Here is a 26,387-nt window from a genome sequence, read left to right as displayed (position 1 = left end):
ACTACCTCGGGACGAGTGCAACGGCCGCGCCACATTCTCACTGTCATCGCCCGGCTCGACCGGGCGAGCGATCCAGTATTCCAGGGTCGGTGAATGTAGGGAAAAGCCGCGGCGTGCTGCATGCCCTGCCTGCCGCCTTCGCCAAAGCTTCGGCGGCCCAAGACCGCAAGGCGGGCGAAGCCTTGGCGTAGCCGGGTCGCGGGGCATGACAGCGGAGAACGAGGAGACGCCGAGCCGGTCGATGCGGTTGCGCTCGTTTTCCGGCCGCATCCATCGTCATTCCGGGCTCGCTCTTCGGGCGCCCCCATTGCGCTATTGCGCAATGGGAGTGACGGGAGCGAGCTTCACCGCTGGATAATCTTGGTCCAGACGTCGCCGAGGACCGCGGGCTCGCGCGGCGGCAGGTAGGTGAGGCCTGCCTGCTTGCCGAGTTCGGCGATCCTACTCCCGGCGGCGAGCTCGCCGAGCGCCTTGTCGACAACGGTGATCAAGTCAGGGTCACTGGCGAGCCCGACATAGCCGCGATTGGCGCCGATCGGATAGTAGTAGCCGGAGGCCGTGATCGCCGTATCGGGATGCGCGGCGCGGTGGGCGTCGAAGCGGCCGAGGTCGATCAGCGTCGCATCATAGTCGCCGCGGTTGAGCGCGCCGAGCAGGTCGTCACGGCCGGGAACGAGATGAGTGATGCTGTCGATCAGGCGTCCCTTGTCGAAGGTCATCAGGATGGCGTCGCCAAGTGATCCGCTTTCGATCGCGAGACGAAGGCCGGCGAGATCGCCGATATCGCTGATCCTGCGGTCGCGCGCTTTCGGCCCCAGCACCACCGTCATGGGCGAATAGACGTAAGGTTGGCTCGGCAGGAGCACGCCTAGCGGGACGCGGCGCCGCCGGTCCTCGCGTGTGGCGCCATCGAAGTCCGGAAGACGCGCCGTCTTCATGCCAGGGACGACCAGCGAATCAGTCGTCAGCGCGTAGCCGCCGACCAGCGAACAGCGTCCGTCGGACAACAGCGCATTGGCCTCGAGCTGCGGGCTCGAATCCTCATCCAACTTGCTCTCGAACCACTGGATCTTCAGTGGCCGTCCCAGCCGGTCGGCGATCGCCTGCGCCAGCATCACGTCGAAGCCGGCATCCGGCTTGCCGCGCCGATGCACCGACAGCGGCGGCCGATCCTCGTCGAGGCAGATCTTGAGCGGCGGCGCGTCGGCCGCTGCGACCTTTGCGGGAGGGAGGGCGAGACCCGACAGCGCCAAAGCCAGTGCGCAAGCCGCAAGCCGCCCCTTCATTGTCGTCTCCGGCTCGAGATGAAGACCCAGAGGTCCATGATCTCGTCCTCGCTGAGAATGTCGCCCCACGGCGGCATCTTGTTGTTCTTGCCGTTCTTCACCGTTGTGACGAAGCGCGTCTTGTCGTCGGGGAAGGTGCGCAGGTCCGGCGTTATGGTGCCGGAGTTCATCAAATTGGGACCGTGGCAGTGCGAGCATTTCTCGGCATAGGTCGACTTGCCGTGGTCGAGCTGCGCCTGCACGGGCTTGCCGCTTGATTCATCCGCGGCACGGGCGGTCGCCGCAAGCGCGACCGTGAGCGCCGCGACGGCGGCGAGGGTCGCCGCCGTCTTGTGAGATACCTTTCTCAGCACGTCTTGCCGTTACTGCTTGACCGCAAAGACCCACAGCGAGCCGCCGGGCGGCACTTTCGCGAGCCGCTCGTCGCCGGAGAACAGCGAGTAGACGCCGCCATAGCCGCTGGTGACGGCGACATATTGCACGCCGTCCTGCTGCCAGGTCACCGGCTGTCCCTCGATGCCCGAGCCGGTCTGGAACTGCCAGAGCTTCTTGCCGGTGTCGGCATCGAAGGCCTCGAACTCGCCGGTCAGCGCGCCCGTGAAGACGACACCGCCCGCGGTCGACAGCACGCCGGAGAAGCGCGGGATGTCGACTGGCGCCTCCCACTTCGCCTTGCCGCTCAAGGGATCGATCGCCTTGAGATGGCCGCGCGCGCCGTCACCGAACTCCCAGAGGTCGGTCAAGTCCATGCCGAGATACCATTCACCCTGCTTGAAGGTGACGGGCTCAGTCTTGTACCTGCCGCCGAAGGCGAGCGTGTTGGCGTAGGCGAGCCCGGTCTGCGGATTGAACGACATAGGCTCCCAGTTCTTGCCGCCGAGAATCGACGGATAGACCGTCACCTTCTTGCCATCGCGCGCGTCCTTGCTGACGTCGGTCTCGATCGGCCGTCCGGTCTTCATGTCGATGCCGGTCGCCCAGTTGACCTTCACGTAAGGATTGGCCGCGAGCAGCTTTCCGTTGGTGCGATCGAGCACGTAGAAGAAGCCGTTGCGGTTGGCATCCATCAGCACCTTGGTCGGTTTGCCCTCGACATTCATGTCGGCGAGGACCATCTCGGCCACGGAGTCATAGTCGAACGGATTGTTCGGCGAGAACTGGTAGTGCCACTTGATCTTGCCGGTCTTGGGATCCATCGCCAGTACGGAGCAAGTGTAGAGATTGTCGCCGGGGCGCACCGCCGAATTGAATGGTCCGGGATTGCCGATGCCCCAATAGACGGTGTTCAGCTCGGGATCGTAAGAGCCGGTGATCCAGGTCGAGCCGCCGCCGAGCTTCCAGGTGTCGCCCTTCCAGGTATCGCCGCCGGGCTCGTCCGGCGAGGGGATCGAATGGGTGCGCCAGAGATGCTTGCCGGTTGCGGGATCCCAGCCGTCGATGAAGCCGCGGGTGCCGAACTCGGCTCCGGAGATGCCGGTGATGACGACGCCGTCGGCAACCAGCGGCGCGACCGTCATCGAATAGCCTTCCTTGATGTCGGCGGCCTTCTGCCGCCACAGCTCCTTGCCGTCCTTGGCGTCGAGCGCGATCACATTGGCATCGAGCGTGGTGCGGAACACCTTGCCGTCGTAGAGCGCTGCGCCGCGGTTGATGATGCCGCAGCAGACGATGCGCGGTGTCTCGGCGGGATATTCGATCTTGCTCTTCCAGATCTGCTTGCCGGTCTTGGCGTCGACCGCCATGGTCGCGTTATGTGCCGTCACGTAGATCACCCCCTGGTAAACCAGCGGCTGCGACTCCTCGCTGCGATCGTCGTTGAAGCTGTAGTTCCAGACCGGGACGAGGTTCTTGACGGTGTCTTTGTTGATCTGATTCAGCGTCGAGAAACGTTGGAGGTTGTAGCCCATCCCGTAGTTGAGAACATTCGATGTGTCGGTCGCACCCTTGACCAGTTGTTCGGTGGTCTGTGCGTCCGCACACGTCGATGCAAGCATGACGAGGCTCGCGGCCATCGCAAAGCGTTTCATCCGTCCCTCCCAATATGCGCGTCCTTTGACGCTGCGGGAGCAACACTCCGTCGGAAAGCAAAACGCGTCAATACGAAAGTCGAAAGTGCCGTGCCGAATTGTTGCACGCCAGATGCCAGTTACCTTGAGTAAACCTTTCGACGATCGACTCCACTTGCGACTCCCACTTGCGTTGAGGCGCTGGCGCATTCCGCGGCATGACGCAACGCGCGTTGCGTGTCGCGTTGCGCACTGTTCGCGAATCTAGTTGGTCAGATGGTCCCGGCATGGAATCGGACGCGGCTTGGTTCCGCGCTTGTCCGGCGGCACATTGCAATTGTCGATACGCTGCTCGTCCGTCCATTTGGGCCCGAGCCGTTCCTTGCCAGTCAGGACCTTGGCCGTGGCCGGCGGCATGGATTTGGAAGGCATGGGTTTGGAAAGAGTCCCGCCCTGCGCCGCGGCGGGCGAGATGAGGCAAATCGCAACGGCGCAGCACAATGGCATTTGGATCAAGAGCTTCATGGGCGGCCTCGCTGGTGCAACATGCAATATCCGCAATAAGGCGCTGGCGCGGGCCGGCGATCCACCCGAAATCCGTCAAGTTTGCGCATGCGCGTGGACCAGCCCCCGCTATCGGACTTATGCTGTCGCGATCCCGCCTAGCGCGGGGCTTTTCCGCCAGGGAGGTTTTTGATGATATCGCGCCGCTCCATTGCACTTGCGTTGACTGCCGCTTTGCTCGCCGGCCCGGCCTGGTCGGCATCCGCCGTCAAGATGTTCGACACCGACAATGACGGAACGCTCGACCTAGCCGAGGTGAAGAAAGCTGCCGCTGCGCTGTTCGCAAGGCTCGATCCCGATCATGACGGCACGCTCGATGCGCGCGAACTGCGCGGACGGTTGACGGCGAAGGAGCTCGCGGCCGCCGATCCCGATCACGACGGGACGCTCACGCTGGATGAATACCTCGCCGTGGTCGAACAGCGCTTCAAGGCTGCCGATCCGGATAATGACGGCACGCTGGACGCCAAGGAATTGAGATCGCGCGCCGGGCGCGCGTTGCTGCGGCTGTTGCGCTGAGCGCGCGCTTCTCGCGTTGCGGCTTGACCGAGAGCGAAGGTCGTTTGACCGAGAGGGAACTATCTCGCGCAAAGATTTGCGTCACTGTGTTCGACGCTCGAATCCAGGCTTGAACTGCGCGCGACGCAGCCCTAGGTTTCGATCCGCGCGATGTCGCGCTCAATACCTTGGGAGACCCCGAATGGCTTGGAAAGCTCCGAAGATCGTGGAAGTGTCGGTGGGCATGGAAATCAACATGTACGCCTGCGCTTCGCGCAAGTAAGACCACCTGACGACCTGCCGCGGCTTCGATGGCAAATGCCGTCGAAGCCGTGGCAGTGTTAGGCTGCTATTTTCGCGGCTCTTTGCTTATCCCTCGCATTGCGCTCATCCGATCTTCATCAAAGCCGCGGTTGACGTCGGGCCACAACGACGATCGGGGCCCGCGATCCAAATCCCGACCGCCAGCTTGTAGGTTGTGCGCCGCGGTCTGGTCAGCGCTGCTGCCGCTTTCACCAGTGAAGATGACCTGGACCGTCAGGCGCCTTGCGGCCGCTCAGAACGGGTCTTGAAACGCGCGTATCGAAGCGCAAGGGTGGGCAGAACCAGCAGACTAAGCGCCATCGAAGTCATGAGACCCCCGAGGATGACGATCGCCATCGGGCCCTCGATTTCACGCCCCGGTTCTCCTGCGCCGAGCGCGAGCGGCAGCAATCCCAGGCCGGTCACGAGAGACGTCATCAGGATCGGGACGAGACGGTCGGCCGCGCCCTCGATCGCGGTATCTAGTCCCCACACGCGACCGTCGGCGAGGACGAGGTGCTCGTAGTGCGAGATCATGAGGATGGAATTGCGCAGCGTGATCCCGAACAGCGTGACGAAGCCGACCATTGATCCGAGCGAAAGCAGACCACCCGTCAACGCCAATGCGAACACGCCACCGACAAAGGCAAACGGCAGGTTGATCATTACCAGCAGCAGATTTCGCCAATGGCCGGTGACCATCGAAAGCAGAATGACGATACCCGTCCCGGCCAGCAAAGAGTTGACGATGAGATCGCGCCGCGACCGGGCTTGGGCCTCGGCCGCTCCGGCAAATTCGAGATGAGCACCGGGCGGCAGCGCGACCTCGCGGGCCAGCTTGCGTTTGGCGGCGGCCACGAAGGATTCGAGATCGCGTCCGCTGACGTTCGCTGTTACGGTCTGAACGCGCTGCGCATTCTGGTGCTGGATCTGATAACGGCCTGAGGTTTCGTAGACGTCGGCGATTTGTTTCAGCAGAATGTAAGCCCCGCTCGGCGTGCGCACCGGCAGGTCACCGATCTGAGTGAGCCGGGCGCGGGCATGCGCGTCGAGGATCACGATGACGTTGAAGACGGCATTGCCTTCATATCCCTGGCCGACGACATCGCCCTGGTAGGCGGTGCGGATCAGCTCGAGCACTTCGACCGCATCGAGCCCCCAGCGCTGCAGATCGGTTGGGCGAAGCGTCACATTGACCTGCGGCATCCCCGGCGGGGATCGTTGCTGCACGTCGATGGCACCTGCGACTTCGTCAAGTTCTCGAGCGACGTCGCGCGCAGCGCGCTCGAGTGAATCGAGATCGGGCCCGTAGATGTTGATGACTACCGCCGCAGTGAATCCGGAGACGGTTTCCTCCACGCGCTCCGTCAGGTAGGTCTTGCTCGAGAAGGAGACCCCGGGGAAGTCGGCCAGAGCGGCCCTGATGCGCGCTTCTGCGGCGGATTGTGCCTCGCCCGAGAGTCCCGGCTCTAAGTCGACTTCGAACTCGCTGGAATGCGGACCAACCGTGTCGATGCCGGCCTCGGCTCGACCTGCATGCTGCGCTACTCTATACACGCCCGGGATATTTCGGAGAGTATCCGTCATCAGTTTGCCGATACGAAGCGATTCGTCGAGCGAGGTGCCGGGGATCGCAGAGACGTGCAGAATCAGATGGCCTTCGCGCAGATCCGGCAGGAAGGTCCCGCCGAAAAAAGGCAGCATCGCCGCGCCGGCGATCGTCAGAACCGCGGCTGCCGTCATCACCAGCTTCGGGAAACGGCCGATACGACGCAGCAAGGCCTGGTAGTGTCGACGCGACCACCGTACCGCAGGCGGTTCTTGCAGGCGCTGTGCGCCGGTCCTCCCGACAAGTAGCAGCATGGAGAGCGCGGGCGTCACCGTAAGGGCGACCGCGAGCGAGGCCAGCACGGCGAAGATGTAGGCGATGCCCAGGGGACCGAAGAGACGGCCGGCAATGCCGGAGAGCGCCAGGATCGGAAAGAAGACCAGCAGCACCGCGAACGTCGCATAGGCAACGGCGGTACGCACCTCAAGGAAGGCTCCAAGCACGACGCGAGCCTCGGGTCTCGGCGCCAATGCCCGGCGATTTTCACGCAATCTGCGTACCACGTTCTCGACGCCGATCACGGCATCATCGACGACCTCGCCGATGGCAATCGCAAGGCCGCCCAGCGTCATCGTGTTGAGGGTTTCGCCCATCCATTGCAGGGCGAGCACGGCCGCTATCAACGATAGCGGGATCGCGGTGCAACTGATGATCGAGGTGCGCCAGTCGAACAGAAATAGAAACAGAACGACGACCACGAGCGCCCCACCGATCAACAAGGCGTTGAGCACGTTCTCGGTCGCCTTGTCGATGAAGTTGGCAGGGCGAAATATGTCCGCATGGAGCTGAACCCCATCGGCTTCGAGACCTGGTCGTAGTTCTTGCAGCGCGGCTTCCACCCGCGTGGTGACTTCTCGCGTATTCGCGCCGTATTGCTGGCTGACCATGAGCATGATGCCAGGCATGCCGTCGATGAGGGCGGCCCCGATCGGCGGCTCGGGAGCGGTCACGACTGTGGCGACGTCGCCGAGAACCACGCTGGCGCCGCCTTCGTGCAGAAGAACGGTGCGGGCAAGCTGGTCGGGTGTCAAAGACTGCCCCTGGGTTTGCAGCGTGATGCGCTGATTGGCGGTATCGATGAAGCCGGCGCCCCGTACGCCGGTGGCCTTGCGCGCGGCTGCGAGTACGTCGTTCACGCCGACCCGGAATCGGATCAGGTCGTCAGGACGGACCTGCACCTGCAAAGATCTGACATCTTTGCCGTAAGTGGATACTTGCGCCACGCCCGGTACCGCCAGAAGCCGCCTCGCCACGGTCCAGTCAGCTATGGTGCGCAAATCCATCAGTGAGAGTTTGTCGGACGTCAGGCCAATGACCAGCACCGTACCGGCCAGTGGGGTCAATGGTGTCATCGACGGTGGTTGCACGCCTTGCGGCAGCCGCGAGGCCACGACCGCGAGACGCTCTGTCACCAACTGGCGCGCCCGGTAGATATCGTTGCCCGGCTGGAAGACGACCGTCACCACCGAGAGGCCCTGGATCGACGACGAGCGCAGACTTTCGACGCCGGCCAAGCCGTTGATCGACGTTTCGATCGGTTGCGTGACCAGAATCTCGACCTGCTCGGGACTGAGGCCAGGAGCTTCAGTCTGGATCGTGACCTGCGGCGGCGCGAATTCGGGGAAGACTCCGTACTTGGCTTCGCCAAGGGCGAACAGGCCATAGCCCAGCAGTGCACACGAAAGCGCGAGCACGATGCCGCGGAAGCGGATGGCGAACGCGACGAGAGCGGCTTGCGGCCCTGACCTGTTGGAGCCGATGCCGTCAGTCATTGTCATCGCTGCCCCGAAGCTCGCTCTTGGCCTCCTCGGACAACAAGACCTGCGCGCCCCGGATTACGATTTCGGACCCCGATGGGATGTCCCGGACGACATAGTCATCGTCCGAGACCGGCTGATCCGTGCTGATCGGATGCCGTCGGAAGCTATCGGAGCTCACGCGCAGGTAAACCCACGATCGACCCTGCCATCGCACGATCGCGGTATCTTCGATGAACACGCCCTCGTAAGTGTTGCCTGACGGCACGTAAACAGTGGTGTTCATGCCGGGCAGCAGGCCGCTATCGCCGCGCGCTGAGAAGAAATAGCTCAATCCCTGAATACGAGGGTCGGTGCGTGTTGCGGGGGAGATGTAATGGAGATCGATATTCGCATTTCGCGTTGGCGCCTGCGCCAGAGCCGTCCCCGGAGTCCCAGTGACAGTCACGCCGGGCGGCAGCGTCACCTGAACCAGAAACTGATCGCGTTCGATCAGCCTGACAACGGCGGGCGAGCGCTCGACGATTCCCCGGCCGATGACTAGCCCCCACTCCTGCTGTGCAGTTGCCGCGAGAGTCCTGAGCTGCGATTCCGCAGCGGCGAGCGCGGCCTTGTCGGTCCGTAACGTTCCCTCTGCGGTTTCGGCTTCCTTCTTTGGGAGCGCGGCGGATTCGACGAGATTCCTGATCCGGTCGAACGCACTCTTCGCGACTTCGAGCTTGGCCTGCGCCGTCTGGAGTTGAGCTTGCGCGTTGGCGTAGCTGTTGGTGAGCTCCGTAATGCGGGAGATGTCCAGCACCGCGCCGTATGCGCGGAATTGCTCGGGATGCGGGGCGGCTTCCACAACCGCGGTTTCGAGTCCGACCTGTCCCTGCTGGCTGGACGTAAGCTTGACCGCCGGCTGGTCGCCGTTTGCGGTGCGGGAAGGCTCGGTGCGGCCCGAATTCGACTTGTCCGGCTGCGGCTCCGCCACTGCTTGCCGAACTTGACCCGTGATCGCCCAAGGGCTGGCGGCGAGCGCCAGCAAGCACACAGCGACCGCGACGCGCCAGGAGGTTTCCGTAAGAGCCATCAGCCTGTTAGCAGTTGTGGGGAACCAGCTTATTGACGAAATGAACCGGCGGCAAGGCGCCGACTTCACCATCAACTTGTTTGCGGCGAAAGCCGGCGCGGTCGGAGAGGGGCGGTGGCCGCCAGGTTCCTGCTCATCTCGCATGGAATTGAAACTTCCCGCCCCTTGGAACGTAGCCCCTTATGCTACTTTCTTGATCGCCGAGGCGAGAGGATCACAGCATGAACCCGATTGACCTGGTGGTGACCGTGTGTGCGGTGCTCTCGCCTGCGACCTGCGAGGAGCAGCATTTGGTGTTTTCCTATGCCGGCTCGCCAGCGCAATGCTCGATGGCCGCGCCGCCCTACATTGCGCAATGGATCGGCGAGCATCCGAAGTGGCAGGCCGTGCGATGGCGCTGCGAATATCCGCACGCGCACGACAAGGCGTGAGCACCAGGCTTACTTGGTGCAGTCCTTCAGATCCTTGTCGGCGATCGAGAACACCGCATCCGCCCTGATCTCGAGGTCGCGGACGATGCATTGCCGTGAACTGGGATAGCTGACCTTGGCATCGTAGCGGCCGGGCTCGACGCCGATGATCCGCAGCCGCTCGTCATGGTCGACCTCCTTGTCCTTGTCGTTCAAGGTTTGGTTCGGTCCCCAGTCGGTCTTGCCCGCGGGCGAGAGCTGAAAGCCGGAAATGGTTTCGGTCGTCAGGTTCCAGAGCCGGATGCCCTTGCTCTTGCTCTGTGCGGCGGCGCCGCCGGCACAGGCCACCATGACGATCAAAGCCAGACACCAACGCGTCATCAGCAGCTCCTCCCAAATCACGCCGTCATTTCCTGATGACGCGCTCGCTGTTTCTTGCCTTGTCGAAATTCTTGGCGCGGTCAAGACCGATCGGCGCGATCAGCTTGGCCGAGACGAGATCGGCGCCGTCGAAATCGGTGCCGATGACGGTTGCTCCGCTCAGGTCGGCGCCGCCGAGCTGGGCGCCTTTTAGTAAGGCGCCGGTGAGATCGGCGTCTTTGAGGACAGCGAATTCGAGATCGACGCGCGAGAGGTCGGCGTTGTGCGCGTTCAGGCCGGTCAGATTGGCCGAGCGCAGCACGGCGCGCATCAGCCCCATCGACTGGTTGCGCATGTCGGCGCCAAGATGCGCCTCCGCGATCGAGGCACCCTTGAGGCTTGCACCGGTGAGATCGGCGGCGATGCGTGCCCCCGTCAGATCGGCGCCGTCGAGACGGGCGCGCGCCATCTGCGCGGCGAACAGATTGGCGCCCTTGAGGCTCGCGCCGGTGAGATCCGCCTCCAGCAGCCAGGCCTGATCCAGGATCGCGCGATCGAGATGAGCGCCTGCGAGCTTGGTCCTGTTCAGCCGCGCCGCGCGAAGAATGGCACCGGACATGTCCAGACCCGACAGGTCGAGGCTCGAAAGCCGCTTGCCGGTGAAGTCGGCCGGTGCGGCCGCGCTCGCTCTTGCGAGCACGGTTTCGACCTCCGCCCGGGTCATCTCGGCCGACACCATCGCAGGCGAGGTGAGGTCGACGCCACGCATCATGTCCTGCGCGTTTGCCGCGGGTGCGGCAAGCACGACGCCGAGCGCTGCCAGAACAGCCGTTGCCTTCATCATCAGGCTCCGCTTCACGTCTGTTTAGCACACAGGCGGCGCGGGTGCCTATGAGATATCCCGCCCGGCGCGCTCGCCCTGCGTCCGCCTCACCAGGCCGGCCTTGATCGCGGCGATCTCGGCCTCACCCCGCGCGCCGCGCGGGATGGCGATCGGCACGTCGGCCAGAATCCGCGCCGGCCGCGGCGACAGGAAGAACAAGCGGTCGCCAAGACGCACCGCGTCGTCGAGGCTGTGCGTCACCAGCAGCGTCATCACCGGCCGGCTTGCGACCAGCGTTGCAATCTCTTCGCGCAAGCGGCCGGCCAAGGCATCGTCGAGCGAGGCGAGCGGCTCGTCGAGCACCAGCAGGTCCGGCTCGACGGCGAAGGCGCGGGCGAGCGCGACGCGGCGGGCAAGCCCAAGCGACAACTCACCGGGGAAGTGGCTGCGGTGCGCTCCCAGCTCGAGGATCCCCAGCAATTCGGCGAGCTTCGCCTCGTCGATCTCCGGCGCCGCCAGCCGCACGTTCTGCTCGACCGAGCGCCACGGCAGCAGCCGCGGCTCCTGGAACACCATGCCGATGCGTGCGTTTGGCGGACGCGTGACGTCGCCCTGGAAGTCGCGATCGAGGCCCAGGATGATCCGCAGCATCGTGCTCTTGCCGCAGCCGGACGGGCCGACGAGAACGCCGACCTCGCCGGCGCCGAGCGAGAAGCGCACCGGCGCGAGCACCTCATGCGTCTCGCCCGCCGCGCTTCGGAAGGTCTTGCCTGTGATGTCGACCTCAAGCCGCACGGGGCCGCCACCGTGTTGCGTGGGCTTCGAACGGCTGCACCAGCAGGGTTTCGATGATGAGCACGACGGCGGCGAACGTCAGCGAATAGGCTAGCAGCCGCGGCGTATCGAAGAGCTGGAACGCGACGCCGATTTCGAAGCCGACCCCGTTCGGTCGTCCCAGGAGCTCGGCGACCAGCACGATCTTCCAGACCAGCGACAATCCGGAGCGCGCGGCGGCCGCGATATAGGGCGCAAGCTGCGGCAGCACGACGTGGCGGAAGGCGCGCCAGCGCGACATCGCGAACACGGTGGCCATCTCGTCGAGCGAACGGTCGAGCGCACGCGTGCCCTCGCGCAAGGTGACGACAGCGGTCGGCAGCTTGTTGATGGCGATGGCCGCGATCGCGGCGGCTTCGGTAAGACCGGCCCAGATATAGGCCAGCACGATCACGACCAGTGCCGGCAGGTTGAGGAGCAGGATCAGCCAGGGATCGCCGAGCCGGTCGGCGAGCTTCACCCGCCCCATCAGATAGCCGATGGCACTACCGAGCGACATCGCCAGCACGAAAGAGAGCACGACGCGCGCGAGCGTGACGCCGAGATGCAGGAACAGCGCGCCGCTTGCGGCTTCCGCGATCATGACCTCGAGCACGGCAGGCGGGGAGGGGAGCTTCACGCCGCCGACGAACAGCGCTGCAATCCACCAGATCGCAAGAAATAGGGCAAACGACAAAAGACGCAGCACCTCAGTCTCCGGGAACCGCGTGATAGAACGTGCCGGGATCGAGCTGCAACGCCGGCCCGACAAGGTCGCGGCCGCCGATCCCGGCGAGCACGCGGTAGAGCACGCGCGCGTCCGCCTCCTCGTCGTCGATGCTCCGGCGCGGAATGCCGTCGCGATAGCGGTCACGATAGGTCTTGAGCATGGCCGGATCGGTGGTGCCGGTGAGCGGGGCAACCTTCTCCCAGGCCGCATCCGACGTCACCAGCAGCTCCTTGGCCTTGCGGGTCATCGCGATGAAGCGGGCCACGGCGTCGCGGTGGCTTGCCGCCCAGGTTTCATCGAAGACATAGCCGACGGCGGACACCGGGCCCTTCGCGCCGAGTTTCGGCAAGACATCCTCGATGCCGGCGACGCGGCGAAAGCCCTTGGCCTCGAGCTGGGCGCAGAAATTCCAGAAATTGAGGCTCGCATCCATCTCACCGTCGAGCGCCTTGGCCGCCAGCAAAGGCGGTGCGCCATAAACGATGGTCGCCTCCGATTTCAGGTCGATGCCGTCCTGCTTCATCCGCGCCTGAAGCAGGAGCCAGCTCTTGTCGATCGGCCCGCCGGCGACGGCGAGCTTGCGCCCCTTGAGGTCGGCGAGCGACTTGATCGGCGAGGCCGCCGGCACCATCACCGCGCCGAGTGCGCTGGAGTAGGGATAGAAGGTCGGCTTGGCGCCGAGCGCGCGCTCGCGTGAGACCCAGAGCCAGTCCGACAGCATGATGTCGGCATTCCCCGCGCGCATCGCGATCTTGCCGGCCTCGGTGCTCGCGAGCTCCGTCACCTCGAGCGACAGGTTGGCCTCCTTGTCGAGGCCATTGGCGCGGATCGTGGCCAGTTCCCAGGAGAATGTTCCGGTTTTCTGCACCGCAAGGCGGATCGTATCCACGGCGCCGGCGGGAGCAAGATGCGCCAGCGCCAGCACGGCCGACAGCGTTGCTATTCGAGCAAGACCTCTCATCACCTTGTGAGCCGCTTCCACCAACGAGTTCTTTTCAGGACAATAGGCATAGCATAGTTTCTGTCGCAACCAGCGGGAGGATGATCATGAGTTTCGCCGGACGGGTACGACCGATTGTCGCCGCATTGGCGGTGGTGGCGGCGACCGCATGCGTGGCGCGGGCCGAGGAGGCCAATGACTATCCGACCTCCGCGCGGGCCGAATACGTCTATGGTTGCATGAAGGCCAATGGCGAGACGCGGCAGGCGATCGAGCAATGTTCCTGCTCGATCGATGTGGTTGCCTCGATCGTGCCCTATGAGCGCTACGTCACCGCAGAGACCGCGCTCAGCATGTCCCAGGTGCGCGGCAATCTCGGTGTCCAGTTTCGCACCTCCGAACAGGCCAACACCGCCGTGAACGATCTCCGCCGCGCTCAGGCGGAAGCCGAGGTGAGGTGTTTTTAGCCACTCGTTGTGCTTTCTTCCCTTCTCCGCTTGTGGGAGAAGGTGGCATAGGCGGCCTTCGGCCGCCGTTCTTAAGAACGCCGAAGCGAAGCTTCTGCTACGGCGCCGGATGAGGGGTTCTATCAGTGGATTCCGGCGAGAGTGGTGTGCGCGGAGAGACGCCCCTCACCGGCCTCGCTTCGCGAGGCACCCTCTCCCACAACAAAGGGTGAGGGTAAGATAGCGCCTTATCACGTCCCCGGCTTCTCCACGTCCCACTCGTTGCGGAACACGTGTCCATCCGTGTCTTTCGCTTCCGCGCGGAAACGCTTCGCGCCGTTGGAGACGTAGGTGAAGCGCAGATTGGGATCTTCCGAGATCGAGATGCCACCTTCCATCGCCAGCACGAGGCTGTCGTCTTGGGTGAGCTTCAGCGCGTTGATGAAGAAGGCCGGGATATAGAGCTGCGTCACCTGGTCCATCTGCAGGCCGGAATTGTTGGGATGGCCGATCATGATCTGCGCCTCGCGGATCCGGCTTGCCGGCGCGTCCTCGCGCGCGAACTGTCGGTAGCGCATCTGGCCGAGCCGATTCCTGGCTTCCTCGGCATTCTTCACCGCTGGCGCCGAGCAGCCGCCGGAGGCCTTCACATAGGTCTTCGAGACATAGAGCTGGCCGTCGCTGAGCTCAGCCACCGCGTGGACGTCGGTGTAGTTGTTGACGCGCACGCGCGTGGAAATCTCGGTGACATTCGCGTCCGCCCCGAGCTCGAACTTCGCCGCCATCGGGGCGGGGTTGCGGTCGATCACGAGCGTGATCGCGCGGATGCGGCGGGCATCGCCGGGCGACAGCTTGCTGCGCAAGGTTACTGGAACAATCGCTGCGTCTTCGGCCCGATAAGGCATCTCGATGCCGATGACGTCGCTGCCGTCGTTCATCGCACGGTTGTTGAAGATGTCCTGCACCAGACCCGGCCAGGGATCATAGGCCTCCTCAGCGGGCGCCGGCGCGGCGAAGGCGATGCCGAGCAGCGCGGCGATCAGGGGCAGGCGGAGGGCGTATTCCATCATGGTCGTGGTCCCGCGCGAACGGAGCAGTGATCCCTAGGTCAGCATAGCTGATCCCTGGGTCGGCATAGCTGATCCCTGGGTCAGCGTAGCGCGCCCGCTACTCCCATTCAATTTCCGAGAATGCTGCGGTTGCGTTGCGGGCATTGTAGTCGTCGAACAGCTCCCAATGCGACCGTTCCGACGCTGCCGCCTTGTCCGCCGCCGCCCTGATCGGCTCGCCCTTTTTGTTGAGCGCGCGGACATCACCGAGCAGTGTCGAGAGGTAACGCCGCTCATCTGCCAGCGCCGCGGGCCAGTCGCTCACGGGTCCGTGACCAGGAACGACGCGCTGCGCGGGAGCGGCCTCAAGCTCCTTGAGGAGGGCAAGCCAGCCTCGGATGCTGCCGTCCATCACCGGAATATGGCGGAGAAAGACGAGGTCGCCCGTGAACAGGGTTTTCGTCGTTTCATCATAAACGGTCAGGTCGTTGTCGCTGTGGGCGGTTGGCCAGGCCCGCAAGACGAGGCGGCGCGATCCGAGGTCGAGCGTCATGGTGTCGGAAACGAGCAGGGTGGGCGGAACGATCTTGACCGTCGCGATCAGCTCGTCGCCCATGATCCGACGAAAATTGTCGAGGTAGTACGGGCCGCGCGTGGCAAGCGCCTGCGGCAGCTTGCTGTGGCCGACGAAGCTTGTTCCTTGCGCGACGAAGGCGGCGTTGCCGAAGACGTGGTCGGGATGACCGTGCGTGTTGATGACGTACCGGATCGGCTTGGCGGTGCGGGCCCGCACCGCCGCCAGCAGTGCCTCGCCCTCGCGGACACTGCCGCCGGTGTCGACCACGGCGACCGCGTCATCGCCGATGACGAAGCCGACATTGGCGATCGCGCCCTGGTTCTTGGAATTCATCAGCGCGACCATGCCGATATGGACAAAGATTCCGGGAGCCACTTCGCTCACAGGCAATTCAGCGGCCTCGGTGCGTGCTAGCGTGGATACCCCCAGCAGGGCGAGGACCGCGATCATTGAAGCGATATGAGCCACTTTTACGCCTCAGTTCCTCATCCGCGGCATTGCACTGCAACAAGACAAGCCGACACAAAGTTGGGCAAGACATGACGCATCATGCGTTGCATGGATAGCATTCAAACAAAACGAGGAGGAAGCGCGATGACGGAGGCCGGACGACATCGTCGCTGGTTGCTTTCGCTGTGGGTGATGGTCGTGTCTTGCGTGCTGAGCGGCGTAGCCGTGGCGCAGACCAACGACAGCGGCGATCTCTCGTTCGAGCTGATCGACCCGAAGGTGCTGCGCGTCTGCGCCGATCCGCGCAATCTGCCTTTCTCCAATGAAAAGGGCGAGGGCTTTGAGAACAGGCTCGCCGAGCTGCTCGCCCAAAAACTCCAGAAGACGCTCGATTACGTGTACTTCCCGCAGGCCACCGGCTTCGTGCGCATGACGCTGGGCGCGCATCGCTGCGATGTCATCATGGGTTTTCCGCAAGGCGATGACCTCGTGCAGGGCACCAATCCCTATTACCGCACGACCTACGCGCTGGTCGCGAAGGCGGGCAGCGGGCTCGAGGACGTCGATACGCTCGAGGACGCTCGGCTCAAGGGCAAGCACATCGGCATCATCGCCGGCACGCCGCCGGCGACCAACATGGCCCTCGCCGGCCTGATGGGCGATGCAAAGCCCTATCCGCTGATGATCGACACGCGTTTCGACAACTCTGCCAAGGCGATGATCGACGATCTCGCGGCCGGCACGATCGACGCCGGCGTGCTGTGGGGGCCGATGGCGGGGTTCTATGCGAAGCAGGCCGGGGCCTCGCTTCATGTCACGCCGCTGGTGAAGGAAACCACAGGGCCGAAGCTCGTCTATCGCATCGGCATGGGTGTACGTCCCGCCGACCAGAACTGGAAGCGGCAGCTCAACAAACTGATCCAGGAGAACCAGGGCGAGATCAACAAGATCCTGCTCGACTTCGGCGTCCCGCTGCTCGACGAGAGCGACCGGCCGCTCGGTGCGGAGACGGCCAAGAAGACGCCATGAGGCGAATTCTCGCGGTTGCGCTCGTCGCCGCCGCGCTGGCGGCGCCGGCGTCCGGGCAGCAGCGGGAGCCTTTCGAGCCAGAGGGCTATCGCACCGACAATTATCGCGCGCCGGTGCCGGCGACGTTGGAAGGCGCGCACGTGCTCACGACCGCGGAAGCCGAGGCGATCTGGCGTGCGAAGAGCGCCGCCTTCGTCGATGTGCTGCCGCGTCCGCCGAAGCCGAAGAACCTTCCCGCAGGCACCGTCTGGCGCGATACGCCGCGCAAAAACATTCCCGGCAGCATCTGGCTGCCCGATACGGGCTATGGCGCGCTGCCGCCGGCGATGGACGCGTATTTCCAGCGCGGCCTCGCACATGCGACGCGCGGCAACAAGACCGCGCCGCTTGTGATCTATTGCCAGGCCGATTGCTGGATGTCCTGGAATGCCGCCAAACGCGCGCTCGCTTACGGCTATTCCAACGTCGCCTGGTATCCCGACGGCACCGACGGCTGGGAGCGCGCAGGCCTTCCCATCGAAGAGGCGCAGCCAGAACCACGCTCCGAGCAGTGAGGAGCTCAAATTGGACCGAACTGCACCACCGCGCGCAGATGCACTTCCTCTCCCCGCTTGCGGGGAGAGGGTTGGACTCTCCTCGAGGGCGGTGAGAGTTGGACTCGCAGAGACTCTCCATCACCCGGAATCCGCGCTTCGCGCGAATTCCGACCTCTCCGCGCAAGCGGGCGAGGTGAAGACCCGACTACTGCTTCTGAAGCTTGGTGAGCGTCCCGGTGCCGTCGGTAGCGGTCGCAGTGTACGTCACCCTGTCGCCGGCGTGGACGCTTTCGAGCATGCCGGCGTCCTTCGCCTTGTACTCCTGAAGGGAGCCAGCACCGCCGGCGCTGCCGCCGACCGTTCCCTTCTGCATCTGCTGAATCGAGATCGTGTTGTTGAGCCGGTCGATCCTCGTGATCATTCCGTTCATGTCGTCAGCGAACGCCGGCAACGCTAACATGCCGATGGCCGCAGCCCCCGCGAAGATGAATTTTGCTGTTCCCATCGAGGCCTCCCGACGTCAAGGATTCACTTCGACAAGACATCATAAATCGATTTGGTTCCGGCAGATAGCGCGGCAAAAGCGGGGCCGATCCAGGAACTTTTTGTGAGCGGTCAGCCTGGCTGACGCTATTCCATTTCCTGCTGGATCACGCGCCCGAGCGCAAACAGGCGCTGGTCGATCGTGGTCGGAACTTCGCAGACGAACCGCACCACCTTGCGGCGGTCCTCGAAAATGCGGGTCTCCCAGATCAACTGATTGCTGAGCTCTTCGACCTTGGTCTCGTCGCGCGGCGTCGCACCCTGGAGGGCTTGAAGTCGGAGGGTCTCGTCACGGATCTTGTCGGCGGCATCGCGCTGCTTGCGGCTGACGCGTTCGAGACCGCTCATGACCGAGGAACGCTGGGCGTTGAGCGTGTCGAACAGGCCCGCAAACAGCAGCTTGGCATTCGCGGTCTTGTCGGAGGCAGAGGCGGCCAGAAATTCCTTTACCGACTTCTCGGCCTCGTCCAGCGGCGTCTTCCGCGCTGCGAGCTTCGAGACCAGTGCGCTGACCTTCGCGTCATCCTTCCATTTGTTCTGGACATCGTCGAGCGGCGGCCCGGCCCAGACGGCGGCGAGCGAGATGTCCGGAACCTTGGCCTGTGCGCAGGGCCAGTCGGGATAACGCGGATCGGCCGCGTGCGCCGCCGTGCTGGCAACCGCCAGCGCCAGAGCCGCCATGGTCACGATCCCAAATTTCATCCTTCGCCTCCTGCGGGCCCGCGCCGTGCCAGCCCGCGCGACGGATCATAGGCGAAAATCGCACCGATCATGAAGACGATTGTGCAGGTCGCGACCACCGCCAGCGAGATCCAGTTGATCTGTCCATACAGCGCGAAGCGGATCAGCTCGACCGCGTGGGTGAACGGATTGGCTTGGCAGAGGTAATAGAGATAGGGGCTACCTTCCTGCACCCGCCAGAGCGGGTAGAGCGCGGAGGAGGCGAAGAACATCGGGAAGATCACGAAGTTCATCACGCCCGCAAAATTCTCGAGCTGCTTGATGCCGGAGGAGATCAGCATGCCGAGCGAGCCCAGCATCAGCCCGGACAGGATCAGCGCCGGCAGCACGGTGAGATAGCCGACCGGGGGCGGGGTGATGTCCCAGAACCAGGCGATCAGGAGGAACGCATAGACCTGGAGCAGCGACACCGAGGTGCCTGCGAGCAGCTTGCAGAACAGCAGGAACCAGCGCGGCAGCGGGCTCACCAGCAGCGTGCGCATATTTCCCATCTCGCGGTCATAGACCATCGAGAGCGAGGACTGCATGCCGTTGAAGAGCTGGATCATCGCGATCAGCCCGGGCGCGATGTAGACCTCGTAGAGAATGTAGGTCTCGTAAGGCGGGATGATCGAGATGCCGAGCACCTGGCGGAAGCCGGCCGCGAAGATGAACAGCCATACCAGTGGGCGCACCAGCGCGGAGACGAAGCGCTCGCGCTGATGCAGGAAGCGCAGACCCTCGCGCCAGACGATGCCGGTGAGGCAGGTCATGTATTCGCCGAACGAGAAGCCGCGCGTCGTGTCGTCGTGGCGTGCGGTGACGCTGCTCATGCGCCGCCTCCCGGCATGACCTGGGCGCCGGTCAGGCGCATGAAGGCGGTGTTGACGTCCTGTGCGCCTGCCTCGGCCACGACGCGGCCGACCGGCCCTTTCGCCAGCACCTTGCCCTGGTGCAGCACCACGAGGTCATCGGTCGCCGTGATCTCGTCGAACAGGTGGGTCGCCCAGAGCACGCCGATGCCTTGCTCCGTCACGAGCTGGCGGACATGGCTGATGATGTCCGCCCGCGCCTTGACGTCGAGGCCGACGGTCGGCTCGTCCAGCAGCAACAGGCGCGGCAGGTGCAGCAGCGCCCGCGCGATCTCCAGCCGCCGCATCTGACCGCCGGAGAGATCGCGCACCTTGCTGCCGGCGCGCTCGGCGAGCCCGATGCGGCCGAGCAGCTCCGCGCTGCGCGCGGCCGCCTCGCGCCGGCTGATGCCGTGGAGCGCGGCGTGATAGAGCAGGTTCTGCGTCAGCGACAGGTCGAGATCGAGCGTGCGCGGTTGGAACACGACGCCGAGCAGCCGCAGTGCTTCGCCGGGCGAGCTGCTGATGTCATGGCCGAAAATGCCGACGCGGCCGCTCTGGATGCCGAACAGGCGCGTGATCAGCGAGAACAGCGTGCTCTTGCCCGCACCGTTGAGGCCGAGCAGCGCGGTAAAGCTTGCCGGCGCGACGCTGAAGGAGACGTCGATCAGCGCGCGGCGCGTCCCATAGGCATGGCTGACGCCGTCGATCGACAATGCAGGCACGGCGGCCGGACCAGGCTTCGGCGCAGCCTCGCGTGGTTCGGCGATGGGAGCAGGGCTGGTCATGGCGCGATCGTGATACCCCAGGGCAGTTCGCCTACCTGAATCGTCTTGATTACCTTTTGCGCGGCGACGTCGATCACCGAGACGTCGTTCGACACGCCGTTGGTGGTGAGCAGGTATTTTTCGTCCGGCGTGAACGCCATGTGCCAGACGCGCTGGCCGACCAAGAGATATTTCGTCACCTTGCGCGTCGCGGTGTCGACCACGGCTATGCGGTTGGCGGGCCCGAGCGCGATGAAGGCCGTCTTGTCGTCCTTGGTCATGCCGATGCCGACCGGCTGGATCGCCTCGCGGCGCAGGCCCGGAATCTCGAACGTGACCTTGCCGATCACCTCATGCTTCCTGGGATCGATCACCGACACTGTGCCACCGATCTCCGAGGACACCCACAGTTCCGAGCTGTCATGCTTGAATTCGGCAAAGCGCGGCCGCGCGTCGACCAGCACGTTGGCGACGATCTGGCGTGACGACGTGTCAATGAAATGCGCCATGTTGGTCGTTTCCGACGTGTTGATCAGCGTCTTGCCGTCGGGGCTGATGGTCATGCCCTCGGGCTCTACACCGACCTGGATGTCGCCGAGCCGCGCGCGCTTCTCCAGGTCGATCACGGTCACGGTATTGTCGTTCTCGTTCGCGACATAGAGGGTCTTGCCGGCGGCGTCCTGGGCGAACAACTCCGGATCGGGGCCCGAGGGCAGGCTGTCTACGACCGCCTGCGTCTTGGCGTCGATCACCTGGATGGTGTCGTCGTCGCCGACCGCGACCATCACGAACTTGCCGTCGCGCGTGAACTCGATGCCGCGCGGACGCTGGCCGACCTTGATGGTCTTGGCCACCGTCCAGCTCTCGGTGTCGATTACCGAGACGGTGTTGCTCTTCTCGTTCGAGACATAGGCAATGAACGCATGCGCCGGCGCCGCCGCGAGCGCCAGTCCGGAAAGCAGCCCCACACGCCACATGCGCGACATCATCGTCCTCATTTCAGCTTGCATTTGCTCTCCGGGCGATCGTAGCCGAGCGTGTCGAGCTCGGAGACCTGATGCAGAAATCCTTCCTGCGGCGAGACCGACACCACCATGCGGCCGTCGACCAGCAGGATCGGCTGGCGAAGCTGCAGGTTCCAGTCGCGCAGGGTCAGCCGCGTGCCCTTGAAGGCGGCGACCGAGAAATCCGGCCCCTTGATGAAGTCGGTCACCTTCTTGACGTCACCGGAATTGGTGCGCGAGGTGGCTTCGCCAATCATGCGCGCTGCGGTCCAGGCCTGCATGTCGAGCGCCGTCATCCGCCGCGAGTTCAGCTTCATGAAGCGGTTCTGCATCTGGATGGCGCCCCACTGGTCCTGCGCCGCGTCCCAGCTTCGCGGCATGAGGCCGGCCGAACCGGCGACGGGGCGCGGATCCCAGGTGCGATAGGGCAGGTAAGCGCCGAATACCTCGCTCTCGTCGGCGGCGACCAGCACGTCGTAGGCCGGCGCCTGCTGCGTGAACACAGGCATCTGGCGCTGGATCAGCGTCACGCCGCTATCGGTGCGCCGTGCGCCGCCGGTGTCTTCAAAAGTGCGCTCCTGCACGATCTTGGCGCCGAATCGTGTGGCGGCGCGGCGTAGCGCATCGGCATAGAGCTTGTCCTCGTCATGCGAGCCGACCACGAGTAGCCAGCGCTTCCACTGCTTCCACACCAGATACTGGCCGAGCGCGTCCGCAAGCATCGATCGCGTCGGCGCGGTGTGGATGACGTTGGCGCGGCAATCGGTCTCCCGCAGCCGCTCGTCGATCGCGCCGGCGTTGAAGATCAGCGTGCCGCGCTCGCGCAAGGCATCCGCGACCTTCAGCAGGGCATCGGCCGGGAGATCGGCGATGATGAAGGCGTTCTTCTCGGCGAGCGCGGTCGCGGCCTGGACCGGGTCCTCGCCTTCCTTCAGGCGGCGCTCCTCCAGCGTGAAACGCTGGTTGAGGAATTTTCCGGTGGTGTTGTTGTCCTCGATCGCGAGCCGGGCGCCGGCGGCCCCGTCATTCTCCGCGGGCTGCTCGACCAGCGAGAGGGTCGATTTGGTGCCGGCGACGCCGAGATAGCCGACGCCGATCTCGATAGGGGTGGCCGCGAGCGTCTGCGTCGCCGCAAGACTCAAAGCCAGCAGGCCGACCAACCATCGGATCATGTATCCTCCGTCTCGTCCTCCCCGGCTTGACCGCCGGTGGAGAATTGTTTCTCTTGGAAGCATGACCGATTTGGCAAGGCTTGCAACCCCGCATTTCGTCCTCGTGCGCGCGAGGGCTGGAATCACGATCATGCGAGCGCTGCTGTCGATCGCCGTCTTGCCGTTGACGGCATCATTCGCCTTCGCCGATCCGCCGAAACTTGCGGTGTTCGATTTCGAGCTGATCGACACCAGCCTGCCCGGCGAGTTCTACGGATCGAAGCCGGAGCTCGAGCGGGCCGGGCGCATCAGTGAGCAGCTCCGCAAGGAACTGGCGCAGTCAGGCAAGTTCCAGGTGCTCGACATCGCACCCGTCCGCGACGCCGCCCATCACAGCAATCTGCAGGCCTGCGGTGGCTGCGATCTCAAGCTCGCCGGACAGTTGGGCGCCGATGTCGAGATCACCGGCGTGGTGCAGAAGGTCTCGAACCTGATCATCAACCTGAACGTCTATCTGCGCGATGTGAAGAGCGGAAACATGATCACGGTCGCCAGCGCCGACATGCGCGGCAATACCGACGAATCCTGGACCCGCACGATGAGCTATCTCGTCCGCAACCGCCTGCTCGCGCCGAATTACGGGAAACCGGAGTAGGTGGCGGAAATCTCGCCGCGATGACGGTGTACCCTCTCCCCTTGCGGGAGAGGGTGGCTTCGCGAAAGCGAAGCCGGGTGAGGGGTCTCTATCCGCGCATGAGTCTCTCGCATCGAGCTTGCGGATGGAGACCCCTCATCTGGCGCTTCGCGCCACCTTCTCCCACAAGGGGAGAAGGGAGGGCAGCGTGTCATGAGACCGCAGAAAATGACCTCTACGCCGTCAACCTTCCTGCATGCCAGTGCAGATGGTCGCTCATGAAGGTGGAGATGAAATAGTAGCTGTGATCGTAGCCTGCCTGGCGGCGCAGCGTCAGCGGGATGTTGGCCTTGGTGCAGGCGGCCTGCAGCAGCTCGGGACGAAGCTGCTCTTTGAGGAAATTGTCGGCATCGCCATAGTCGACCAGGAAGCCGGAAAACTTTGCACCGTCCTCGATCAGCGCCACCGTGTCGTGGCTGCGCCAGGCATCCTTGTCGGGGCCGAGATAGCCGGTGAGCGCCTTGATGCCCCACGGCACCTGCGACGGCGCGACGATCGGGGCGAAGGCGCTCGCCGCGCGATAGCGGTGCGGATTGCGCAGTGCGACCGTCAGCGCGCCGTGTCCGCCCATGGAATGGCCCATCACCGACTGCCGCTTGGCGTCGACTGGAAAATTCTCCGCCACGAGTTTCGGCAGCTCGTCGGTGACGTAGCTCCACATGCGATAGTTGCGCGCGAACGGCTCTTGCGTGGCGTCGACATAGAAGCCGGCCCCTAAGCCGAAATCATAGGCGTTGTTGGGATCGCCCGGCACGTCCGCCCCGCGCGGGCTGGTGTCCGGCGCAACGAAGATCAGGCCGAGCTCGGCGCAGGCGCGGCGGAATTCGCCCTTTTCGGTGACGTTGGCATGCGTGCAGGTGAGGCCGGAGAGATACCAGACCACCGGGAGCTTCACGCCCTCCGGGTGCGGCGGGACATAGACCGAGAACACCATGTCGGTTCCGGTCGCTTGGCTCGCATGGCGATAGACGCCCTGCACGCCGCCGTAGGATTTGTTGGTCGAGACAGTCTGGATCGTCATGCCCTAAAACTCCGTGGCATCTAACCACATCAACATTGCAACGCTTGTGTGACCGATATGTGCCTGCGCGCGCTTCGTCAGGCGACGCCGCTGTCGATCGCCAGCCGCACCAGCTCGACCGAGGTCTTGACGCCGAGCTTCTGGCGCATGATCGAGGAGGTGTTGGCCACCGTCTTGTAGGACGACTGCACCAGCCAGGCGATCTCGGACAGGCTCTTTCCTGCGCTGAGCAGCCGCAGGATCTCCATCTCGCGTGCGTTCAGTTTCGCCAGCGGATTTTGCGCCAGCGCGGGTCCGGCAAAAGCGATGCTGCGCGCGATCGCGCTCGGCAAATAGGTGCCGCCGTTGCCGACGGCCCGGATCGCCTCGACGAGGTCGTCGGGATCGCCAGTCTTGGAGACGTAGCCTTTGGCTCCGCACTCGATCGCGCGCGCGGCGAAGGCGGGGTCGTCGTTCATGCTGAACATGATGATGCGCGCCTCGGGCGCGCGTTCGAGGATGCGGCGCGCGAGCTCGAAGCCGGAGACCGTGGGCAGGTTGATATCGATCACGCAGATATCGGGGCGCTCGACGATGAAAACGCACTCGCCGCTTTCGGCGTCGGCGGCCTCCAGGATGTCGATCTCGCCTTCGTCGGCCAGCACGGCACGGCAGCCGGAGGCGACGATGGGATGATCGTCGACGATCAGAATGCGCATAGGCGTTCCTCGCGACAGCACCGCGACCTGCTTTGCATCGCATGGTTCGAAATGAGCCGGCGTTTGCTTTCGCTGCGCTCGTTCGGGCCATGCAACCCGGCGGGGATTGCTGTACGCTTGCGATTAGATATCGGGCGCTTCGGGTCTGTCAACGTCGTCGGACAGGCACGGGCAAACCTTCGCGGGGCAGCGGACACAACCAATGTGGCAAAATCTTTCCTTGCGCGGGCGCATCAACCTCCTGCTGGCGCTCCTGCTAGCGCTGGGGCTCGCCGTCAACATCGCCCGCCAGGTTGCGGAGGCGGGACCGCGCGTCCAGGCCGAGGACCAGAGCGTGATCCGGCTCGCGCGCGAGTTCATCGAGATGATCGTTGCCGATCTCAACGAAGCTCCCGATCCCGGCGCCAAGCTGAACCAGATCGCCCGCGACCTCAACCGCCTGCGGCATGTCAGCATCGCGCTTCGCGACGCCGACGGAAAACAGCTCACCCCGCCGCGGCTTGATGCCGACGACGACGCGCAAGGGCCGCCGGCCTGGTTCATCAGCCTGGTCCATCCCGAGCAGACCGCGGTCAGCGTGCCCGTCTCGATCCATGGCAAGGAGGGCTCGCTCGTGATCACTGCGCATCCCAATGACGAGATCGCCGAGATCTGGGATGCCATCGTCACGCAGCTCGAAGTCGGTTCGGTGATCGCGCTCGCGCTGTTTCTGGTGACCATGACCGTGGTCGGCCGGGCGCTCGAGCCGCTCCAGTCGCTGGCCCAAGCGATGGCCGAGCTCGAGGGTGGGCGCTACGGCGCGCGCGTCAAGCCGGGAGGCGCGCCCGAGCTCGCCGCGATCTGCGCCAAGCTCAATCATCTCGCGGCTACTCTGGGAGAGGCCGTCGAGGACAAGCGGCAGCTCGCCGAACGCGCGGTCTCGCTTCAGGACCTGGAACGCAAGGAGATCGCGCGCGAGCTGCATGACGAGTTCGGGCCTTATCTGTTCTCGCTGCGTGCGCATGCCAGCGCGCTGGCGAAATTGTCGGACGGACGCGCGCCGAACGCGGAGGCCGTGCGCAGGCATGGCAGCGCCATGCTGGAGCAGATCAACGCGCTGCAGCAGTTCAATCGCCGCGTGCTGGAGCGCTTGAGGCCCGTCGGCCTCGCCGAGCTCGGCCTGCGCCAGGCGCTCGAATCGCTGTCGCGGTTGTGGCGGGAGTCGCATCCCGACGTCGCGATCAAGACCACGATCTCGCCGGCGCTTGGGGTCACCGGCGAGACCGCCGACCTCACCATCTACCGTATCGTGCAGGAGGCGCTTACCAATGTCTTTCGCCATGCCGGCGCGACCTCGGTCAACGTCGTCATCGAGCCGGTGGAACAGTCCGATGGTGTGCGCGACGGCCGCGGCTGCGCCCGGGTGCGGGTCAGCGACAACGGCCGCGGCATGGAGCCAGGGCAGAAGCTCGGTTTCGGTCTCGTCGGAATGCGCGAGCGGATTCTGGCGCTGGGCGGCACTCTCAACATCGCGTCCGGGGAGGGGGGCGTCACTGTGGAGGCACTGGTTCCGACGGCGGCAGCCTGATCGCGCCGGGCGCAATCGGGAAAAATTCCCGATATCGTCGGGAAGATGGGCGCGGAAATCGCCCGACCTTTTGTGGCTGGCGCGATCGCGACCGCCGACTACACTCGTTTCGA

General features: G+C 64.4%; 29 protein-coding genes. 8 read left to right on the top strand and 21 right to left on the bottom strand.

Going from position 1 to position 26,387, the window contains the following annotated elements; translation table 11 throughout:
• Nucleotides 1-344: 344 nt before the first annotated feature.
• The 4 genes from MTR72_RS25595 to MTR72_RS25580 all read right to left on the bottom strand — a co-directional run bounded on the left by MTR72_RS25595 (nt 345) and on the right by MTR72_RS25580 (nt 3,817).
• A complete protein-coding gene (locus MTR72_RS25595; RefSeq protein ID WP_280969502.1) occupies nt 345-1,286 on the bottom strand; it encodes a substrate-binding periplasmic protein in 942 nt (313 codons plus the stop codon).
• On the bottom strand, nt 1,283-1,639 hold the full coding sequence (locus tag MTR72_RS25590; RefSeq protein WP_341511464.1) for a c-type cytochrome: 357 nt from the start codon (nt 1,637-1,639) through the stop codon (nt 1,283-1,285). Before MTR72_RS25590 ends, MTR72_RS25595 begins: the two co-directional genes overlap by 4 nt.
• 9 nt (nt 1,640-1,648) lie before the next feature.
• Nucleotides 1,649-3,313 carry a methanol/ethanol family PQQ-dependent dehydrogenase gene (locus MTR72_RS25585; RefSeq protein WP_341511463.1) on the bottom strand — a complete coding sequence of 555 codons (1,665 nt, stop codon included), beginning with the start codon at nt 3,311-3,313 and terminating at the stop codon, nt 1,649-1,651.
• A gap of 243 nt (nt 3,314-3,556) precedes the next feature.
• Complete coding sequence (locus MTR72_RS25580) at nt 3,557-3,817, bottom strand: hypothetical protein (protein WP_280969505.1); 261 nt, start codon at nt 3,815-3,817, stop codon at nt 3,557-3,559.
• 171 nt (nt 3,818-3,988) lie between these two features.
• Here MTR72_RS25580 and MTR72_RS25575 point away from each other — a divergent pair, with 171 nt between their 5' ends.
• Nucleotides 3,989-4,375 (top strand): EF-hand domain-containing protein, encoded by a 387-nt coding sequence (locus tag MTR72_RS25575; protein WP_280969506.1) that lies wholly within the window; start codon nt 3,989-3,991, stop codon nt 4,373-4,375.
• Between the two features lie 181 nt (nt 4,376-4,556).
• Nucleotides 4,557-4,637, top strand: coding sequence for a pyrroloquinoline quinone precursor peptide PqqA (gene pqqA, locus MTR72_RS25570; protein ID WP_035663753.1), 81 nt, complete (start codon nt 4,557-4,559; stop codon nt 4,635-4,637).
• Between the two features lie 254 nt (nt 4,638-4,891).
• Here pqqA and MTR72_RS25565 read toward each other — a convergent pair whose 3' ends face one another.
• A complete protein-coding gene (locus MTR72_RS25565; RefSeq protein ID WP_341511462.1) occupies nt 4,892-8,038 on the bottom strand; it encodes an efflux RND transporter permease subunit in 3,147 nt (1,048 codons plus the stop codon).
• Nucleotides 8,031-9,050: an efflux RND transporter periplasmic adaptor subunit gene (locus tag MTR72_RS25560; protein ID WP_341511461.1), complete on the bottom strand. Its 1,020-nt coding sequence runs from the start codon at nt 9,048-9,050 to the stop codon at nt 8,031-8,033. The genes MTR72_RS25565 and MTR72_RS25560 overlap by 8 nt, the downstream gene beginning before the upstream one ends.
• A gap of 266 nt (nt 9,051-9,316) precedes the next feature.
• Here MTR72_RS25560 and MTR72_RS25555 point away from each other — a divergent pair, with 266 nt between their 5' ends.
• On the top strand, nt 9,317-9,526 hold the full coding sequence (locus tag MTR72_RS25555) for a hypothetical protein (protein WP_279375957.1): 210 nt from the start codon (nt 9,317-9,319) through the stop codon (nt 9,524-9,526).
• Between the two features lie 9 nt (nt 9,527-9,535).
• On the opposite strand, the gene MTR72_RS25550 is transcribed toward MTR72_RS25555, so the two are convergent.
• The 5 genes from MTR72_RS25550 to MTR72_RS25530 are packed head-to-tail and all read right to left on the bottom strand — an operon-like array spanning nt 9,536 to nt 13,192.
• On the bottom strand, nt 9,536-9,886 hold the full coding sequence (locus MTR72_RS25550) for a hypothetical protein (protein WP_341511460.1): 351 nt from the start codon (nt 9,884-9,886) through the stop codon (nt 9,536-9,538).
• A 25-nt stretch (nt 9,887-9,911) separates the two neighbouring features.
• Nucleotides 9,912-10,709 (bottom strand): pentapeptide repeat-containing protein, encoded by a 798-nt coding sequence (locus MTR72_RS25545; RefSeq protein ID WP_445819637.1) that lies wholly within the window; start codon nt 10,707-10,709, stop codon nt 9,912-9,914.
• Between the two features lie 45 nt (nt 10,710-10,754).
• A complete protein-coding gene (locus MTR72_RS25540; protein ID WP_280969511.1) occupies nt 10,755-11,483 on the bottom strand; it encodes an ABC transporter ATP-binding protein in 729 nt (242 codons plus the stop codon).
• Nucleotides 11,473-12,210, bottom strand: coding sequence for an ABC transporter permease (locus MTR72_RS25535; protein WP_280969512.1), 738 nt, complete (start codon nt 12,208-12,210; stop codon nt 11,473-11,475). Before MTR72_RS25535 ends, MTR72_RS25540 begins: the two co-directional genes overlap by 11 nt.
• A 1-nt stretch (nt 12,211) precedes the next feature.
• Nucleotides 12,212-13,192 carry an ABC transporter substrate-binding protein gene (locus MTR72_RS25530; protein ID WP_341511540.1) on the bottom strand — a complete coding sequence of 327 codons (981 nt, stop codon included), beginning with the start codon at nt 13,190-13,192 and terminating at the stop codon, nt 12,212-12,214.
• A gap of 86 nt (nt 13,193-13,278) precedes the next feature.
• On the opposite strand from MTR72_RS25530, the gene MTR72_RS25525 reads away from it, so the two are divergent.
• Nucleotides 13,279-13,638, top strand: coding sequence for a hypothetical protein (locus tag MTR72_RS25525; RefSeq protein WP_279375963.1), 360 nt, complete (start codon nt 13,279-13,281; stop codon nt 13,636-13,638).
• A 230-nt stretch (nt 13,639-13,868) separates the two neighbouring features.
• Here the strand turns inward: MTR72_RS25525 and MTR72_RS25520 are convergent, their stop codons facing one another.
• Together MTR72_RS25520 and MTR72_RS25515 are read right to left on the bottom strand one after the other, a co-directional pair.
• Nucleotides 13,869-14,687, bottom strand: coding sequence for a quinoprotein dehydrogenase-associated SoxYZ-like carrier (locus MTR72_RS25520; protein ID WP_280969514.1), 819 nt, complete (start codon nt 14,685-14,687; stop codon nt 13,869-13,871).
• A gap of 97 nt (nt 14,688-14,784) precedes the next feature.
• The gene (locus MTR72_RS25515; RefSeq protein WP_445819639.1) at nt 14,785-15,693 is read right to left on the bottom strand and encodes a quinoprotein relay system zinc metallohydrolase 2; all 909 of its coding nucleotides are present in this window, start codon (nt 15,691-15,693) and stop codon (nt 14,785-14,787) included.
• Nucleotides 15,694-15,837: 144 nt separating this feature from the next.
• Between MTR72_RS25515 and MTR72_RS25510 the strand changes: the two genes are divergently transcribed.
• Both MTR72_RS25510 and MTR72_RS25505 read left to right on the top strand, forming a co-directional pair.
• Nucleotides 15,838-16,722, top strand: a complete 885-nt coding sequence (locus MTR72_RS25510; RefSeq protein ID WP_341511458.1) for a substrate-binding domain-containing protein — start codon at nt 15,838-15,840, stop codon at nt 16,720-16,722.
• Nucleotides 16,719-17,276 carry a PQQ-dependent catabolism-associated CXXCW motif protein gene (locus MTR72_RS25505; RefSeq protein ID WP_341511457.1) on the top strand — a complete coding sequence of 186 codons (558 nt, stop codon included), beginning with the start codon at nt 16,719-16,721 and terminating at the stop codon, nt 17,274-17,276. Before MTR72_RS25510 ends, MTR72_RS25505 begins: the two co-directional genes overlap by 4 nt.
• Before the next feature lie 187 nt (nt 17,277-17,463).
• On the opposite strand, the gene MTR72_RS25500 is transcribed toward MTR72_RS25505, so the two are convergent.
• The 6 genes from MTR72_RS25500 to MTR72_RS25475 form a co-directional block, all read right to left on the bottom strand.
• Entirely contained in the window at nt 17,464-17,763 is a 300-nt protein-coding gene (locus MTR72_RS25500; RefSeq protein ID WP_341511456.1) for a copper-binding protein, read from the bottom strand.
• 125 nt (nt 17,764-17,888) lie between these two features.
• Nucleotides 17,889-18,503, bottom strand: a complete 615-nt coding sequence (locus tag MTR72_RS25495) for a hypothetical protein (protein ID WP_341511455.1) — start codon at nt 18,501-18,503, stop codon at nt 17,889-17,891.
• Nucleotides 18,500-19,354 carry an ABC transporter permease gene (locus MTR72_RS25490; RefSeq protein WP_341511454.1) on the bottom strand — a complete coding sequence of 285 codons (855 nt, stop codon included), beginning with the start codon at nt 19,352-19,354 and terminating at the stop codon, nt 18,500-18,502. The genes MTR72_RS25495 and MTR72_RS25490 overlap by 4 nt, the downstream gene beginning before the upstream one ends.
• Nucleotides 19,351-20,160: an ABC transporter ATP-binding protein gene (locus MTR72_RS25485; RefSeq protein WP_341511453.1), complete on the bottom strand. Its 810-nt coding sequence runs from the start codon at nt 20,158-20,160 to the stop codon at nt 19,351-19,353. Before MTR72_RS25485 ends, MTR72_RS25490 begins: the two co-directional genes overlap by 4 nt.
• Nucleotides 20,157-21,125, bottom strand: coding sequence for a YVTN family beta-propeller repeat protein (locus MTR72_RS25480; RefSeq protein WP_280970917.1), 969 nt, complete (start codon nt 21,123-21,125; stop codon nt 20,157-20,159). Before MTR72_RS25480 ends, MTR72_RS25485 begins: the two co-directional genes overlap by 4 nt.
• Before the next feature lie 8 nt (nt 21,126-21,133).
• The gene (locus MTR72_RS25475; RefSeq protein WP_341511452.1) at nt 21,134-22,315 is read right to left on the bottom strand and encodes an ABC transporter substrate-binding protein; all 1,182 of its coding nucleotides are present in this window, start codon (nt 22,313-22,315) and stop codon (nt 21,134-21,136) included.
• Nucleotides 22,316-22,376: 61 nt separating this feature from the next.
• Between MTR72_RS25475 and MTR72_RS25470 the strand changes: the two genes are divergently transcribed.
• Nucleotides 22,377-22,949, top strand: a complete 573-nt coding sequence (locus MTR72_RS25470; RefSeq protein WP_341511451.1) for a DUF3280 domain-containing protein — start codon at nt 22,377-22,379, stop codon at nt 22,947-22,949.
• 214 nt (nt 22,950-23,163) lie between these two features.
• Here MTR72_RS25470 and fghA read toward each other — a convergent pair whose 3' ends face one another.
• Entirely contained in the window at nt 23,164-24,009 is an 846-nt protein-coding gene (gene fghA / locus MTR72_RS25465; protein ID WP_341511450.1) for an S-formylglutathione hydrolase, read from the bottom strand.
• Between the two features lie 77 nt (nt 24,010-24,086).
• Nucleotides 24,087-24,707, bottom strand: a complete 621-nt coding sequence (locus MTR72_RS25460) for a response regulator (RefSeq protein ID WP_280969525.1) — start codon at nt 24,705-24,707, stop codon at nt 24,087-24,089.
• 202 nt (nt 24,708-24,909) lie between these two features.
• On the opposite strand from MTR72_RS25460, the gene MTR72_RS25455 reads away from it, so the two are divergent.
• Entirely contained in the window at nt 24,910-26,274 is a 1,365-nt protein-coding gene (locus tag MTR72_RS25455; RefSeq protein ID WP_341511449.1) for a histidine kinase, read from the top strand.
• The last annotated feature ends 113 nt before the right edge of the window (nt 26,275-26,387 follow it).

Source organism: Bradyrhizobium sp. ISRA442 (assembly GCF_038085055.1).
In the GTDB taxonomy this organism is placed as follows: Bacteria; Pseudomonadota; Alphaproteobacteria; order Rhizobiales; family Xanthobacteraceae; genus Bradyrhizobium.
The sequence above is the reverse complement of the archived record's forward strand: the minus strand, read 5'-3'. Positions and strand labels throughout refer to the sequence as shown.

What these genes read in the sequence shown, in the direction of transcription:
- MTR72_RS25520 (WP_280969514.1), bottom strand. Translation starts at nt 14,687, where the DNA reads ATGATGGAATACGCCCTCCGCCTGCCCCTGATCGCCGCGCTGCTCGGC.
- MTR72_RS25595 (WP_280969502.1), bottom strand. Translation starts at nt 1,286, where the DNA reads ATGAAGGGGCGGCTTGCGGCTTGCGCACTGGCTTTGGCGCTGTCGGGT.
- MTR72_RS25550 (WP_341511460.1), bottom strand. Translation starts at nt 9,886, where the DNA reads ATGACGCGTTGGTGTCTGGCTTTGATCGTCATGGTGGCCTGTGCCGGC.
- MTR72_RS25480 (WP_280970917.1), bottom strand. Translation starts at nt 21,125, where the DNA reads ATGTCGCGCATGTGGCGTGTGGGGCTGCTTTCCGGACTGGCGCTCGCG.
- MTR72_RS25530 (WP_341511540.1), bottom strand. Translation starts at nt 13,192, where the DNA reads ATGAGAGGTCTTGCTCGAATAGCAACGCTGTCGGCCGTGCTGGCGCTG.
- MTR72_RS25510 (WP_341511458.1), top strand. Translation starts at nt 15,838, where the DNA reads ATGACGGAGGCCGGACGACATCGTCGCTGGTTGCTTTCGCTGTGGGTG.
- MTR72_RS25545 (WP_445819637.1), bottom strand. Translation starts at nt 10,709, where the DNA reads ATGATGAAGGCAACGGCTGTTCTGGCAGCGCTCGGCGTCGTGCTTGCC.
- MTR72_RS25575 (WP_280969506.1), top strand. Translation starts at nt 3,989, where the DNA reads ATGATATCGCGCCGCTCCATTGCACTTGCGTTGACTGCCGCTTTGCTC.
- MTR72_RS25515 (WP_445819639.1), bottom strand. Translation starts at nt 15,693, where the DNA reads ATGATCGCGGTCCTCGCCCTGCTGGGGGTATCCACGCTAGCACGCACC.
- fghA (WP_341511450.1), bottom strand. Translation starts at nt 24,009, where the DNA reads ATGACGATCCAGACTGTCTCGACCAACAAATCCTACGGCGGCGTGCAG.
- MTR72_RS25555 (WP_279375957.1), top strand. Translation starts at nt 9,317, where the DNA reads ATGAACCCGATTGACCTGGTGGTGACCGTGTGTGCGGTGCTCTCGCCT.
- MTR72_RS25580 (WP_280969505.1), bottom strand. Translation starts at nt 3,817, where the DNA reads ATGAAGCTCTTGATCCAAATGCCATTGTGCTGCGCCGTTGCGATTTGC.
- MTR72_RS25475 (WP_341511452.1), bottom strand. Translation starts at nt 22,315, where the DNA reads ATGATCCGATGGTTGGTCGGCCTGCTGGCTTTGAGTCTTGCGGCGACG.
- MTR72_RS25500 (WP_341511456.1), bottom strand. Translation starts at nt 17,763, where the DNA reads ATGGGAACAGCAAAATTCATCTTCGCGGGGGCTGCGGCCATCGGCATG.
- MTR72_RS25505 (WP_341511457.1), top strand. Translation starts at nt 16,719, where the DNA reads ATGAGGCGAATTCTCGCGGTTGCGCTCGTCGCCGCCGCGCTGGCGGCG.
- MTR72_RS25585 (WP_341511463.1), bottom strand. Translation starts at nt 3,313, where the DNA reads ATGAAACGCTTTGCGATGGCCGCGAGCCTCGTCATGCTTGCATCGACG.
- MTR72_RS25470 (WP_341511451.1), top strand. Translation starts at nt 22,377, where the DNA reads ATGACCGATTTGGCAAGGCTTGCAACCCCGCATTTCGTCCTCGTGCGC.
- MTR72_RS25525 (WP_279375963.1), top strand. Translation starts at nt 13,279, where the DNA reads ATGAGTTTCGCCGGACGGGTACGACCGATTGTCGCCGCATTGGCGGTG.
- MTR72_RS25490 (WP_341511454.1), bottom strand. Translation starts at nt 19,354, where the DNA reads ATGAGCAGCGTCACCGCACGCCACGACGACACGACGCGCGGCTTCTCG.
- MTR72_RS25455 (WP_341511449.1), top strand. Translation starts at nt 24,910, where the DNA reads ATGTGGCAAAATCTTTCCTTGCGCGGGCGCATCAACCTCCTGCTGGCG.
- MTR72_RS25460 (WP_280969525.1), bottom strand. Translation starts at nt 24,707, where the DNA reads ATGCGCATTCTGATCGTCGACGATCATCCCATCGTCGCCTCCGGCTGC.
- MTR72_RS25495 (WP_341511455.1), bottom strand. Translation starts at nt 18,503, where the DNA reads ATGAAATTTGGGATCGTGACCATGGCGGCTCTGGCGCTGGCGGTTGCC.
- MTR72_RS25485 (WP_341511453.1), bottom strand. Translation starts at nt 20,160, where the DNA reads ATGACCAGCCCTGCTCCCATCGCCGAACCACGCGAGGCTGCGCCGAAG.
- pqqA (WP_035663753.1), top strand. Translation starts at nt 4,557, where the DNA reads ATGGCTTGGAAAGCTCCGAAGATCGTGGAAGTGTCGGTGGGCATGGAA.
- MTR72_RS25565 (WP_341511462.1), bottom strand. Translation starts at nt 8,038, where the DNA reads ATGACTGACGGCATCGGCTCCAACAGGTCAGGGCCGCAAGCCGCTCTC.